15 protein-coding genes are annotated in these 14,334 nt (G+C 33.8%); 11 read left to right on the forward strand and 4 right to left on the reverse strand.

Annotation, left to right across the window (positions count from 1 at the left end; genetic code table 11):
* Positions 1–26: 26 nt before the first annotated feature.
* On the forward strand, positions 27–1,097 hold the full coding sequence (locus PK35_RS13085) for an endonuclease/exonuclease/phosphatase family protein (protein ID WP_052825993.1): 1,071 nt from the start codon (positions 27–29) through the stop codon (positions 1,095–1,097).
* Positions 1,098–1,248: 151 nt separating this feature from the next.
* Here the strand turns inward: PK35_RS13085 and PK35_RS13090 are convergent, their stop codons facing one another.
* Both PK35_RS13090 and PK35_RS13095 read right to left on the reverse strand, forming a co-directional pair.
* Complete coding sequence (locus PK35_RS13090; RefSeq protein WP_044627013.1) at positions 1,249–1,689, reverse strand: hypothetical protein; 441 nt, start codon at positions 1,687–1,689, stop codon at positions 1,249–1,251.
* 124 nt (positions 1,690–1,813) lie between these two features.
* Positions 1,814–2,311: a heavy-metal-associated domain-containing protein gene (locus tag PK35_RS13095; RefSeq protein ID WP_044627014.1), complete on the reverse strand. Its 498-nt coding sequence runs from the start codon at positions 2,309–2,311 to the stop codon at positions 1,814–1,816.
* 132 nt (positions 2,312–2,443) lie between these two features.
* On the opposite strand from PK35_RS13095, the gene PK35_RS13100 reads away from it, so the two are divergent.
* From PK35_RS13100 to PK35_RS13125, 6 genes are all read left to right on the forward strand, one after another.
* A complete protein-coding gene (locus tag PK35_RS13100; RefSeq protein ID WP_044627015.1) occupies positions 2,444–2,899 on the forward strand; it encodes a DUF4199 domain-containing protein in 456 nt (151 codons plus the stop codon).
* Between the two features lie 77 nt (positions 2,900–2,976).
* On the forward strand, positions 2,977–3,618 hold the full coding sequence (rplU, locus tag PK35_RS13105) for a 50S ribosomal protein L21 (RefSeq protein WP_044627016.1): 642 nt from the start codon (positions 2,977–2,979) through the stop codon (positions 3,616–3,618).
* A 40-nt stretch (positions 3,619–3,658) separates the two neighbouring features.
* Entirely contained in the window at positions 3,659–3,919 is a 261-nt protein-coding gene (gene rpmA / locus PK35_RS13110) for a 50S ribosomal protein L27 (RefSeq protein WP_044627017.1), read from the forward strand.
* 156 nt (positions 3,920–4,075) lie between these two features.
* Positions 4,076–5,650 carry a tetratricopeptide repeat protein gene (locus PK35_RS13115; protein WP_044627018.1) on the forward strand — a complete coding sequence of 525 codons (1,575 nt, stop codon included), beginning with the start codon at positions 4,076–4,078 and terminating at the stop codon, positions 5,648–5,650.
* Between the two features lie 161 nt (positions 5,651–5,811).
* Complete coding sequence (locus PK35_RS13120) at positions 5,812–8,694, forward strand: TonB-dependent receptor (protein WP_044627147.1); 2,883 nt, start codon at positions 5,812–5,814, stop codon at positions 8,692–8,694.
* Between the two features lie 2 nt (positions 8,695–8,696).
* On the forward strand, positions 8,697–9,701 hold the full coding sequence (locus tag PK35_RS13125) for a phytase (RefSeq protein WP_044627019.1): 1,005 nt from the start codon (positions 8,697–8,699) through the stop codon (positions 9,699–9,701).
* Positions 9,702–9,756: 55 nt separating this feature from the next.
* On the opposite strand, the gene PK35_RS13130 is transcribed toward PK35_RS13125, so the two are convergent.
* A complete protein-coding gene (locus PK35_RS13130; RefSeq protein ID WP_044627148.1) occupies positions 9,757–10,224 on the reverse strand; it encodes a DUF1569 domain-containing protein in 468 nt (155 codons plus the stop codon).
* Positions 10,225–10,318: 94 nt separating this feature from the next.
* On the opposite strand from PK35_RS13130, the gene PK35_RS13135 reads away from it, so the two are divergent.
* Together PK35_RS13135 and PK35_RS13140 are read left to right on the forward strand one after the other, a co-directional pair.
* On the forward strand, positions 10,319–10,579 hold the full coding sequence (locus PK35_RS13135) for an RNA-binding protein (protein WP_044627020.1): 261 nt from the start codon (positions 10,319–10,321) through the stop codon (positions 10,577–10,579).
* Between the two features lie 242 nt (positions 10,580–10,821).
* Positions 10,822–11,115 (forward strand): GIY-YIG nuclease family protein, encoded by a 294-nt coding sequence (locus PK35_RS13140; RefSeq protein ID WP_044627021.1) that lies wholly within the window; start codon positions 10,822–10,824, stop codon positions 11,113–11,115.
* 321 nt (positions 11,116–11,436) lie between these two features.
* Here PK35_RS13140 and ahcY read toward each other — a convergent pair whose 3' ends face one another.
* On the reverse strand, positions 11,437–12,753 hold the full coding sequence (gene ahcY, locus PK35_RS13145) for an adenosylhomocysteinase (RefSeq protein WP_044627022.1): 1,317 nt from the start codon (positions 12,751–12,753) through the stop codon (positions 11,437–11,439).
* A 134-nt stretch (positions 12,754–12,887) separates the two neighbouring features.
* Between ahcY and PK35_RS13150 the strand changes: the two genes are divergently transcribed.
* On the forward strand, positions 12,888–13,514 hold the full coding sequence (locus PK35_RS13150) for a 4'-phosphopantetheinyl transferase family protein (protein ID WP_044627023.1): 627 nt from the start codon (positions 12,888–12,890) through the stop codon (positions 13,512–13,514).
* 30 nt (positions 13,515–13,544) lie between these two features.
* The gene (locus PK35_RS13155) at positions 13,545–14,276 is read left to right on the forward strand and encodes a phosphoglycerol geranylgeranyltransferase (protein WP_044627149.1); all 732 of its coding nucleotides are present in this window, start codon (positions 13,545–13,547) and stop codon (positions 14,274–14,276) included.
* Positions 14,277–14,334 lie beyond the last annotated feature (58 nt).

A 14,334-nucleotide genomic window follows, 5' to 3' on the forward strand; every position in this document is an offset into this window, starting at 1 on the left:
CACTCAAATTTTGTAATATAGTTTTTATGAATTTGAAGCTTTTAAAAAGATTTGTTGAGGTTATTCTGTTATGTTTATTGATAACTGATTCATTTTTAGTATTCAGTCAAAAAAAGAATTATAAAATACATACGGTAGCATTTTACAATTTGGAGAATTTATTCGATACCATTAACGATCCTAATAAATTTGACGAATACAGCCCGATTATGGAACTTAAAACTGATAAGACAATTATTTACAATAAAAAAGTCACCAATATGGCACGAGTTTTAGCAGATATTGGGAAAGATGAAACTAAAAAATCGCCTGTAATTATTGGGCTTTCGGAGGTTGAAAATAAAAAGGTTGTAAAAGATGTTATTTCCCATTCACTATTGAGGCATCAAAATTATGGTATCGTACATTTTAATTCGCCAGATGCAAGAGGAATTGATGTGGCATTGCTTTATAAAAAGGAGTTTTTTACGCCAACGCAAACGAGTTCGCATGAGTTAAGAATTTACGATAATAAAACTCAAAAACGCATTTTTACGCGCGACCAATTGCTTGTTTCGGGTATGCTTGAAAATGATAAAATACATATTATTGTAAACCATTGGCCTTCGCGCCGTGGCGGAGAAGCTAAAAGTAGACCAAAGCGCGTGGCAGCAGCAAAATTAACAAAGCACCTGGTGGATTCACTTCAAATAAAAGACCCTTATGCGAATATTGTGATTATGGGCGATTTTAACGATAACCCAAACAATGCGAGTTTTAAAAAGGTTTTAAAATCGAAAAGTAATCGGGAAAAGATAGGTTTAAAAGGTATTTATAATCCGTTTGAAAATTACTTTAAAAAAGGTTTAGGTACTACAGCTTATCGGGATTCTTGGAGTTTGTTTGACCAAATTTTAGTAACAAAACCCTTAATTGAAACAGAAGATTACAGCTCGTTTAAATATTATAAATCTGGAATTTATAATAAGCAATATGTTATTCAGAATACAGGAAAATACAAAGGTTACCCGTTTAAAAGTTGGAGTAATGGATTTACCAATGGGTTTAGCGATCACTTTCCAGTTTACTTGTTTTTAATTAAGGAAGTTAAAAAATAAAAAACACAAAAAGAGGTTGTTTAAAAAGCTACATTCTTGTCAATCTCAACTTGATTCAGATTCTATAGTATGTTAAAAAATCAGTTGTTTAAGGTTTTAAAATAAATTCAGAATGATAGATTTTACACTTTTTAGATAGCCTCAATATGTTTTAACCCAACCACATACTCCAAGGAATTCTTGAAAGTAATAATACTAACCCAATACTATAAAAAATAGCAATAAGCTTAAATTTAGATTTAGAAGTTAGCTTCTTTTTATGTTTAGAATAGCCAATAGTAATTAAGGCTACGGCTATTAAATTTATTAGTGGGTGTTCAACTAAATACAGACGACTCATAGCATCTTTCATAACACCACCCATACCTAATTGACCAAAAAGTTGCAGGCGAGGCGATACAAAATAAAGTATAATTCCTATTAATAATTGAATATGCGTTACAATTAAGGTAAAAAGGGCTTTTCTAAAATCGTTTGGGTCATAAGTTTTATCTCCAAAGCTTTTAATAATAGCATTAATGACAGCAATAGCCAACACAATTAGCACTAAAAATGCCCAATAAGAGTGAACTTCTTTTACAACTGTATACATAGGTTTTATTTTAATTTCAGCAAAAATACTAATTATTACGCATAAAAAAGCGCTATCAAAAAAGTCACAATTTTGTTAATCTGAACTTGTTTCAGATTCTGAAATAAATTCAGAATGACAGATTTTACGCTTTTTTAGCGCAACAAGCCATTTTACAATCGGGTTTGCAGGCCATTTTTTCGCCTTCGGTTTTTGTGCAGCAAGCTTTTTTGCAATCTTCACCACAGGTTTTTTCAGACGAAAAAGCATCAACCGTTTTCATGTTGTTTACTTTGTAAGTGTTAGATACTGTTGCTACAGCTTCGGTAAGCGATGTTGGTGTTACTTTGGCATTATCGTATTCAACCATGGCTAGTTTTTTATCAAAATCAACTTTAGCCGATTTTACACCATCCATTTTAGCAATTTTCTTTTGTATTTGTGCAGCACAACCCAAGGCGCAAGTCATACCATCAATAGTAAATTCTGCTTTTGCATAAGTAGCGTTGGGGTCTAATGTTTTTTCACTTTTTGCAGTAGCAACTTCAACCGTTTTTACTTCAGGTTGTTTGGTTTCATTTTTACAGCTAACAAAAAAAGTAGCTGTTAAAACAAGCATTAAAATAAATTTTAAGTATTTCATGGTATAATTGATTTGTAATTAAGACATCGCAAAATTACTGAAAATAGTAGTGTTAAGTTATTTAAATGTGGTTAAAAATTATTAAATCTGATAAATTTTCACGAAATTTAAAGGAACTAAACAAGACATTTTATGAAAAATTTATCACTACCACTGCGTTTTGGGTTAGTTACTAGTGCCATTTTAATAGCTTATTTTTTGGTATTAGCCATGGTGAACAAACACACTAACCCTGCATTTAGTTTTTTTAATGCCTTTATTACGGCTTGCGGTATTTACGAAACCATAAGGTTTAAAAAACTTGAAGATCTATCGGCCTTTACCTATGGCGAAGGCTTTAAAACAGGATTAATTACTGGTTTTATTGCCACAGCTGTATTTACTGTATTCTTTTTGGTTTACAGTACCGAAATTAACAGTAGCTTTTTACCCGAATTATTCGAAACCATAAAAGGCAATGCCTTTAACACAAGCGTTGGTATGGTTACCTTTATTGTGGCAGTTATGGGTTTTGCAACAACCTTAGTATCTACCTTTACAGTGATGCAATTATTTAAAAAATCGAAAAATTTTATTCAAAACACTTAAAACGTTTGTAGATTAATTATTTAGACGTATATTTGCACTCATTTTTTAAATAATTTAATTAATATAAACGTTACGCTATGTACGCAATTGTAGAGATAGCAGGGCAACAATTTAAAGTTGAAAAAGACCAAAAAGTTTATGTTAACCGTTTACAAACTGAAGAAGGTAAAGAAGTTTCTTTCGATAACGTTCTTCTTTTAGGTGATGGTGACAATGTAACTGTAGGCGCCCCAGCTATAGACGGAGCTCAAGTAGGAGCAAAAGTCTTAAAGCACCTTAAAGGTGATAAAGTTATAGTTTTCAAAAAGAAAAGACGTAAAGGTTACCGTGTGAAAAATGGTCACAGACAAGCCTTATCTGAAATCGTAATTGAAAGCATTGTAGCTTCAGGAGCTAAACCAGCAAAAAAAGCTGCTCCAAAAAAGGAAGCGCCAAAAGTAGAAGCTAAAAAGGCTGCTCCTAAAAAATCATCGAAAGGTGATGATTTAAAGAAAGTAGAAGGTATTGGACCAAAAATTGCTGAAACTTTAGCTGAAGCTGGAATTACCACTTTCGCTCAATTAGCAAAAACTGATGCTGCTAAAATTTCTGAAATTATCGCAGGTGTTCGTGGTAACCACGTAACAGATACTTGGCCAAAGCAAGCTGAATTAGCTGCTGAAGGTAAGTGGGATGAGTTAAAGAAATGGCAAGACGAATTAGACGGTGGTAAAGCGTAATTGCAAAACCGCTTAAGTATAACAATAAAACCTTAAAACAATGGCTCATAAAAAAGGAGTAGGTAGTTCTAAGAACGGTAGAGAATCAGAATCGAAACGCTTAGGTGTTAAGATTTTTGGTGGTCAAGCTGCAATTGCAGGTAACATTATCGTTAGACAAAGAGGTAACACACATCACCCAGGTGAAAATGTGTATTCATCAAAAGACCATACTTTACATGCAAAAGTTGACGGTATTGTAAAGTTTACTAAGAAAAAAGATAACAAATCTTATGTTTCTATCGAGCCTTTTCAGGCTTAATATTTAGGAGCACTGTTTCTTAAAAATATAGTATAAACCCTTTCTGATTTTTTCAGAAAGGGTTTCTGTGTTTATTAAGTTTAATACTAAATTAATGTTTAGGTTGCATCTAGTTTAAAAACAAGTGAGTTATTAGCACTTTTATATTTGTTTTTTATGCGGTATTCTAAGCAACTTTTTATTGGCGTATTTTTAATTTTGGTTGGTTTTTTAGGAGCTCAAGAACTAGAAGTTTCAAAACATGTTACTCAAAAAATTAACCAACTTAAGCAAGCGCTTATTCTTGCCAATAAAACTTCAGATACTATGCTGTTGGCTAAAAACTATATACAATTAGCCGATTTTTATAAAAGCCTAGGTTTAGATAGCGAGGCTATAAAAAATTACCATACTGCTCAAGAGTTTCAATTAAAAAACGATTCGTTGTTTGTTTATGCAAATAATCAAATTGCGGCTATTCACCAAAATTTAAAACAATTTGATGAAGCTAAAACCTATTTAAATGAAAGCGTTTTTTTAGCCGAAAAAATTAATTACAAAAAAGGTTTAGCTACGGCAAATGCGATTTTAGGTAGTGTTTTTGAAAAATTAGGCGATTATAACAAAGCATTGCAATATGAAAACAATAGTTTATCTATTTTCAAGGCATTAAAAGACAGTACTGGAATAGCGCTAACCAACGAAAATATTGGGAGTATTTATGAAGATTTAGAGCAATACAAATTGGCTCAAACATTTTTTGAAAAAGCCAATACTTTTGAAACCGATAGTCTTTCCGATTTAAAAATAAATATCCTAAACAATCTTGGAGATGTAAAACGTAAACAAGGTTTTATTTTAGAAGGGTTAAAGTTTTCGGAAAAGGCACTTCAGTTAGCGTTAAAATCGGGTAATATTTCGCAAGAAGAAAGCGCATTAAAAGATTTAGCACGTACCTATGCCGAATTAAACGATTTTGAAACGGCTTATAGTTACACAACCAAACAACAACAGGTTAGCGAACAAGAGTTAAAGGTGCATAATGCTAATTTAGTAAGCGCGATGCAAGTGCTACATAATGTAAAGGAAGCTGAAGCTAAAGTGGCATTATTAAACCAGCAAAATCAAGTTAGTAAAGCAAAACAAACCGCTATTATATTGGTAAGTTTGGCTGTAATTTTGGTGTTTTTGCTTTGGTTAATTTATTTACGAAAGCGTAAAAAGCAAGAACAAAAACTGTTAAAGTATAAACAAAAATTACTTCAAGCCGATTTGGATATTAAAACTGCCGAAGAAGAGGCGTTAAAACGTGAAATAGATATTAAAATTTCGGCACTTACAAATTACAGTTTAAAAATAGCACACAAAAACAAAATGCTTACCGATTTGTCTAGAACTTTAACCAATTTAAAATCTAGAAATGGTGAGTTCGTAAAATCGAAATTAGTCGATTTATCTAAAGCTATAAATTCCGATTTATCTAACGATAACGAATGGACAGAACTCATGGACTTTTTTAGTCAAATTCATCCCAATTTCTTTAAAAATTTAAAAGCGCAATTACAAGATGAAACCTTAACATCGTCCGAATTTCGTTTATGTATGTTGTTACGTTTAAATTTAACTTCAAAGGCCATTGCTTCTATACTTAATATTACACCAGATAGCGTTAGAATTGCCCGATATAGAATGCGAAAAAAGCTACCAATAGCTCAAAAGGACGACCTGCAGGCGTATTTAATTAATTTATAGTTGGTGTTTTCTAAACATGTTTTGTATGTTACTTAAATGTTAATGTTGCCTTCTTTTATAGCCTAAAATGGGTGGTTTATTACCTTTTGTTAACATTAATTTTAGCTAAAAACATAGCCTGGAACATAGTTTTGTCTCAACTAAAAATTAATCATAAAAAAATGAGAAAAAACTATTTCGCATTATTCGTTTTAATATTAATTACGAGTTTTTCATTTGCACAAAATGGAAATTTACAAGGGGTTATTACAGACGATAATGGTATAACTGTTCCAGGGGCTACAGTTATAATTGAACAACTTAAAAAAGGAGCAGTATCCGATTTTGATGGTAAATTTACCTTAGTAGATATTCCAGAAGGTAACTACAACATATTAATTAAATATTTAGGCTATGCCGATTATAAAGAAGCGGTAACGGTTACGGCAGGACAAACTGTTTCTGTTGATATTCATTTAGCTTCAGAAAACACCGAACTAGATGCCGTTGAAATTACAAGCTATTCTATTGGTGGACAAGCCAGAGCTTTAAACACTCAAAAGAATAAAACAAATATTACTAATATTGTTTCTACCGATCAAATTGGGAAATTTCCAGACGCCAATATTGGTGATGCAGTTAAGCGTATTCCTGGAATTACCATGAAAGTAGATCAAGGTGAAGCTAGAAATATTATTGTTCGTGGTTTAGCGCCGCAGTTAAACTCGGTAACTTTAAATGGAAGTAGAATTCCATCTGCCGAAGGTGATAACAGAGAGGTTCAAATGGATTTAATTCCGTCTGACATGATTCAAACTATCGAAGTTAATAAAGCCGTAACGCCAGATATGGATGCCGATGCACTTGGTGGTTCGGTAAATTTAATTACACGAACTTCGCCTCAAGGCTTTCGTTTATCTGCAACCGCTGGTTCTGGTGTAAATTCAATTACCGGAAAACGTATTTTAAACGGTCAGTTTTTATTAGGTGATAGAAGTGATAACGGTAAATTTGGTTGGATGGTGTCTGCATCAATCAACGATAACGATTTTGGTAGTGATAACTTTGAAGCCGAATGGACCGATGAGTTCGAGTACAATAATGGCGACGAAGATAATTTAGAAGAAGTTGATGTTAACCCATACACCAACGTTTTCGAAATACGCCAATATTTAGTGCAACGTATTCGTAGAAGTTTTTCGGCTAATTTAGATTATAAATTCAACGATAATAACAGTGTTTATTTTAAGTCTATTTACAACTGGAGAGACGATCGAGAAAACCGTTTTGTTTTAGAACACGAAATTCTTGATGGCGAAGATATTGAAGCTGGCGATTTTAGTGTTGATAGTAACGGAAATTTAACCATGTTTCCTGTTGAAGCTAAACGCGAAACAAAAGCAGGTATAGATAACAATCGTAACAAAAACACACGTTTAGAAGACCAACGTATGTTTAACTTTAGTTTAGGTGGTAATCACTTGGCTAATACCTTACAAATAGACTGGATGGCGTCTTATGCAAAAGCTTCCGAAGAACGTTTAAACGAACGTTATTTAGTTCACGAAAGTGCCTATACTATTAACTATAATAACGACTCTCAATTTCCGCTTTACACACCTGTAAATGCAGCCGATGCCGCATATAATAACTTTGAGTTCGATGAGTTAACCGAAGAAAACCAATACACCGAAGAAACAGATATGAATGTATTTGTTAACTTTAAATTACCTGTAAACCTATTTAATAGCGAAGACGGATTTTTAAAATTTGGTGTTCGTGGGCGTTTTAAAAACAAAAACAGAGATAACGATTTTACCGAATATTCTCCTGAGGATGCAGCCTTCGATTTATTAGGAACTTTGCCAACCAAAAATTATACCGATCCAGACTTTTTAGCTGGAAGCCAATACCAAACCGGAACTTTTGCTACACCAGAGTTTATTGGAAGTTTAAACTTAACCGATGCTACGCAATTTGAAGGTGAAGATTTAGTTGATGAATACCAAAGCGGAAACTTCGATGTAAACGAAAATGTTTACGCTGGTTATATTATGACAAGTCAGCAATTAACTAGCAAATTAAGCATTTTAGCTGGTGTTAGAATTGAAAGCACAAATTTAGACTCTGAAGGTTACAGATTAACATTTATTGAAGAAGATGAAGATGCTGGCATCGATGAAGATATTATTGTTGAAGCAGTAAGCGAAACTAACTCTTACCTTAATATTTTACCAGGTTTACATTTAAAACACGATTTAAACGACAACACTGTTTTTCGTTTTGCATGGACAAACACTTTGGCGCGTCCTAACTATGCCGATTTAATTCCTAGAGCAGAAATTATTAACGAAGACAACGAAATTGTACTTGGTAACCCAGATTTAGATCCAACAACATCGATGAATTTTGATGTTATGGCAGAACATTATTTTAAATCTGTTGGTATTTTATCTGGAGGTGTTTTCTACAAAAAAATAAACGATTTTATTTATACTTATCAAACTGAAACGACCGATGATACTTATGGTGATGACACTACAGGTTTCGAAGTATACCAGCCTTTAAACGGAGATGATGCTTCGGTTTTAGGTTTCGAATTTGCTTTCCAAAGAAAATTAGATTTCTTACCAGGTTTTGCTAAAGATTTTAATATATATTTAAACTATACACATTTAACCTCTGATGCTAATGGTATTAGGAACGAAGATGGCGACGAGCGCGACGATTTAGGTTTACCAAACACAGCGCCAAATATGTTTAATGCTTCTTTAGGGTATGCAAATAACAAGTTAAGTGTGCGTTTATCTAGTAATTTCTCAGATTCTTATATCGATGAAATTGGAGGAAATGCTTTTGAAGATCGTTACTACGACAAGCAATTTTTCTTAGATTTTAACGCAACATATGCTTTTGGTAATGGGTTAAGCGCATACACAAGCTTAAACAATATTACCAACCAACCACTACGTTTTTACCAAGGTGTAAGCAGTCGTACAATGCAACGCGAATACTATGGGCAACGTTTTACAATTGGTATAAAATACGACTTATTTAAAAAATAAAAATGAAAAAACTTTTATACGGGTTTAGCTTACTGGCAATTGTATCTTGTAAAGAACAATTGCCAGTAATTGAGCCAACAGTTATTACCGAAAAAACACCAAACGATACCGACGATCCTGCCATTTGGGTAAACCCAAACGATGCATCAAAAAGTATAGTTTTTGGTACCGATAAAAAAACAAACGGCGGTGTTTATGCCTTCGATTTAGATGGAAAAATAATCCATGAAAAAAGCATAAAAAACATCCAACGTCCAAATAACGTCGATTTAGAATATGGTTTTAAGTTAACCGATTCTACCAAAACCGATATAATTGCTTTCACCGAAAGAGAAAAACAACAAATGCGCGTATTTTCGGTCCCAGATATGAAACCACTAGATGGTGGTGGTTTTAAAGTGTTTACCGATGCTACCGAATTGGAACACAATGCACCTATGGGAATTGCATTGTACAAATCGCCAAAAACCGAAACTATTTACGCTATTGTTGGAAGAAAATCAGGACCAAAAACAGGTTATTTATATCAATACGAATTGGTATCCGATAGTTTAGGCGTACATGCTAACTTGGTGCGTAAGTTTGGTGACTTTAGTGGGAAAAAAGAAATTGAAGCCATTGCTGTAGATAACGAAAATGGTATCGTGTATTATTCCGATGAAGGCCATTGTATTCGTAAATATTATGCCGAACCAAGTATGGGCGACGAAGAATTAAGTTGTTTTGGAGGCGAATACTTCACTGAAGATATAGAAGGTATTGGTATTGCCAAATATCAAGATAAAGGCTTTGTAATTGTCTCGAATCAACAAGCGCATACGTTTAACGTGTTCGATTTAAAAACAAATGCTTTTATTAAAGAAATAAATTTAGGAACCATTGAAACCGATGGTTGCGATGTTACAACCGTAGCATTAGGAAGCAAATTCCCTAACGGATTATTTGTTTCTATGAATGATGAAAAAGACTTCTTTTTTCACGATTTAGCCTTATTAAATTTAGAGTAAATTTTTTTGAAGTTAATTTTTTTTGAAGCCCTTTCTATTCGTAGGAAGGGTTTTTTTATAATATTTTATTAATAATTTTTAAATGATGATGTGTATGCATTTGCAAAAATCTAAGTGTTTTCTTTTTGCTTAGTTTGCCAAATATAAAATGTTTAAAATAGCTAGTTTTAGGTAAATGTTGCAAAGCATTTAAATTAAATCTTGCCGTTTCTAACTGATTGCGAATGTCCTGTTCGAGTATGTTTTCTGGAGGTAAAACGTATTTAGGCGCTTTGGCTTTACCGCGAGGTATGTAATTTATAGGTAATAAAAGCGCCCGCCAGAAATTAAATGTCCATTTGTAATCTTCTGGATTCGATTGTATTGTTGCGGTACTAACTACATTAAATACTTTCAAACTATGATCTAAATGCCAACCAATTGAGGCTTTAGAGGTTTTAGTATTAGTTAAATTGATTTGTGGTATAAGGTTTTCAATTTGCGCTAATTGTTGAGTTAATATGTCTAGTTGCCTGTTACTCATTTGCATTTTAATTTAGAAAAAGATATTAAATAAATTCGTAACTTTAGTAATTACCAACTAAAACCAAGATTGTTTAACTTAAATTGATGAGATTATGCTACCGTTTAGATCAGAAATTCGTAATTCCCCAACGCAACCTACCATCAAGATTTTTTTAGGCGATGAGTCGCTAGATGCAAGAATTAAAACACATTTAGAGCATTTTAGTGAAATTGAAACTATTGAAATAAGAGAAAGTATTGGCCGTAACCGTGCCAATGAAAACCTTACCGTGTTTTTAAAAGAAGAAGTCGATATTAACAAAATGAAATCGAGTATAGATTCCAGTTTGTGGTGGTATTTTGAGCAGTATTAATTTGTACGTCACGTCACTTCGAGTAATTTCGAGGTACGAAGAAATTGTATAGAGAAGTCTTATTTTATATTATGTTAAACCAAATTAGATTTAGCAATTAAAAGTTCTCGATACAATCCCGATGTTATCGGGATCACTCGAACTGACGTGCGTTTGCTATTTATGTTTTCTTGTAAGTTACCGTCACTTCGAGTGATTTTGAGGCACGAGAAATCGTATCGAGAAGCAATTATATTTTGAAAATGAAATTATCTTATGTCTATATCCTTAAATGTTCTTATGATTCTTATTATACAGGTATAACGTCTAACTTATCTAAAAGATTAGAAGAGCATAAAGCAGGAAGATATATAGAAAGTTATACTTATAAACGAAGACCTTTAGAATTGGTGTTTTATGCAGAATTCACAGATATTAGTATGGCTATTCAAACTGAAAAACAAATAAAAAAATGGTCTAGAGCTAAGAAAGAAGCTTTAATAAATGGGGAGTTTGATAAACTACCGAATTTAGCGAAAAAGAAATTTAATCATTAAAGGTTCTCGATACAATCCCGATGTTATCGGGATCACTCGAACTGACGTGTGTTTACTATTAAAGTTTTTTTATAAGTTACCGTCGCTTCGAGTGGTTTCAAGGCACGATAAATAGTATCGAGAAGTAGTTTGCGTTAGGGATTGTAGCGGCATCCTTTTTTGAGGTACGAGAAAAAGATATAGCGAAAAGCCCGACCCTTGTGGTAACGCCCAAAAAATAAAGAGCAAAAAAAATCCCAAACTTATGTTGCTTGGGATTTTGTTTTTTAGATACTGAAAAACACTTCGACTGCGCTCAGTGTGACATTATTTAGTATTGTCTTAATATCTGTAGTGTTCTGGTTTGTAAGGACCCTCAACGGTTACACCAATGTATTCGGCCTGGTCTTGTTTAAGCTCGGTAAGTTCTACGCCAATTTTTTCAAGGTGTAGTTTGGCTACTTTTTCATCTAGATGTTTTGGTAGCATGTACACGTCGTTTTCGTATTTATCACTATAGTTCCAAAGCTCGATTTGCGCTAAAGTTTGGTTGGTAAACGAGTTACTCATTACAAAACTTGGGTGACCAGTAGCACAACCAAGGTTTACTAAACGACCTTCGGCAAGTACAATAATATCGTTACCATCAATAGTATATTTATCTACTTGAGGTTTAATGGTGTTTTTAGTGTTGCCGTAATTTTCGTTTAACCAAGCCATTTGTATTTCGTTATCGAAATGCCCAATGTTACAAACAATAGTTTTGTCTTTCATGGCTTTAAAGTGTTCTGTGCGAACAATGTCTTTATTTCCAGTGGTTGTAATAACTATATCGGCGTTACCAACAACGGTTTCTAGTTTTTTAACTTCAAAACCATCCATAGCAGCTTGTAAAGCACAAATTGGATCGATTTCTGTTACAGTTACAATACTTCCAGCACCTTTAAACGAAGCTGCGGTACCTTTACCAACATCGCCATAACCACAAACAACTACGCGTTTTCCGGCAAGCATAACATCAGTAGCACGACGAATAGCGTCAACAGCACTTTCGCGACAACCGTATTTGTTATCGAATTTAGATTTTGTTACCGAGTCGTTTACGTTAATAGCAGGCATGGGTAACGTACCATTTTTTACGCGCTCGTATAAACGGTGAACACCTGTTGTAGTTTCTTCACTTAAACCTTTAATTCCTGCAGCTAATTCTGGGTATTTATCTAAAACCATATTGGTTAAATCGCCACCATCATCAAGAATCATGTTAAGTGGTTTGCGGTCTTCGCCAAAAAATAAGGTTTGCTCGATACACCAATCGAATTCTTCTTCGGTCATATCTTTCCATGCGTAAACTGCAGTTCCAGCAGCAGCAATAGCAGCAGCAGCTTGGTCTTGGGTAGAGAAAATGTTACAAGAACTCCATGTAACCTCGGCACCAAGCGCTTGTAAAGTTTCAATTAACACAGCCGTTTGAATAGTCATGTGTAAACATCCAGCAATACGCGCACCTTTTAAAGGTTGTTCGTTTTTATACTCTTCGCGTAAGCTCATTAAACCTGGCATTTCGGCCTCGGCTAATTCAATTTCTTTGCGTCCCCATTCTGCCAAAGTAATATCTTTTACTTTGTTTGCTACGTACGGAATTGTTTTAGTGCTCATATTTATGTCTTTCTAAATTTTTTTAATCGATTTGCCTTTGGGATTTAGCACTTAATTTGGTTAAATTCGCTTGCCATAAAATGCCAAAAATGCCTTAGGCAGTGCAAAGATAATCAATAAGTTTAGAATATTACATGCCACTTTATAAAACCATTACACCAAACTCACAAACTACCGTTAAAATCTGGAAGATAACCGAATCTTACGATTTTTTAATGCAAGATTTAGAGTTAAAACCTGAAACATTAAAACGTGTTTTAGGTATGAAAAGTGAACTACATCAACGTGGTTTTTTAAGTGTGCGCCATTTATTAGGCGCTTTTGGGTATACCGATGCCGATTTGTTTTATGATGAAAACGGTAAACCACATTTAAAAGACGGTAAACAAATATCAATTACGCATTCGTTTATTTTTGCGGCAGTTGTGATTAGTGATGGTATTGTTGGGATAGATATTGAAAAGCAGCGTGAGAAAATAAAAATTATAGCGCATAAGTTTATTAATTATGAAGCTAATTATTTAAATGAAAACGCCGACGATTATGTGCAATACCTCACTAAAATTTGGTGTGTTAAAGAATCATTGTACAAATTATTTGCAACACCAGGTTTAAGTTTTAAGCAGCATTGTTTGGTTATTCCGTTTTCTACCAACGCCGAAGATACAATTGCTTGGATTGATTATAATCAAGAAAAACACCGCTACCATGTGGCATGTTTCGAGTTTGAAGGTTTTACTTGTGCTTACGCCATTCAGTAATTTATTAGACTATTTTGAGCGCCTGTGGCAATAACCAATAACATATTAAAGCAGATAAAAGCTTCTATTTTAAAGGAAGAAAAACTACTTGCTGTTTTAATTGATCCGGATAAATTTTTAGTTGAAAATACCGCGAGTTTTATAGCAAAAGTAAATGCATCGATAGCGACGCATATTTTTGTTGGAGGCAGTACCGTTGAAGTGGATGCAACTGAAACTTTAGTGACTGAAATAAAAAAGTATACAACGTTGCCTGTTATTTTGTTTCCGGGCGATGTAACGCAAATTACCAATGCGGCCGACGCTATTCTGTTTTTAAGCTTGATTTCGGGCAGAAACCCCGATTATTTAATTGGTAAACATGTTGAAGCCGTTTCTAAATTAAAATCGACCAATTTAGAAGTGATTCCTACGGGATACATTTTAGTTGAAAGCGGTAAGGAAACTGCCGTACAACGCGTAACAAACACGCAACCAATTTCGCAAAATGAAGTTGATAAAATTGTTGATACCGCCAAAGCTGCCGAATTTTTAGGAATGCAGCTCGTGTATTTAGAAGCGGGTAGTGGCGCTGTAAATGCGGTAGATTTAAATATTATAAAACAGGTTAAAGCAATACTAAACATTCCTTTGATTGTTGGTGGTGGAATAAGAAGTAAAACTGCATTACAAAGCGCCTACCAAGCAGGGGCCGATTTGGTTGTAATTGGTACTGCTTTCGAGCAGGATGAAGCCTTTTTTGAGGCTTTAAAAACCGATTAATTTAGTCAGGTTGAGCGCAGCCGAACCCAAATTGAATAATTTTACTGGTAAATTTTTC

It is taken from the genome of Neotamlana nanhaiensis (genome assembly GCF_000943555.1).
In the GTDB taxonomy this organism is placed as follows: domain Bacteria; phylum Bacteroidota; class Bacteroidia; order Flavobacteriales; family Flavobacteriaceae; genus Neotamlana; species Neotamlana nanhaiensis.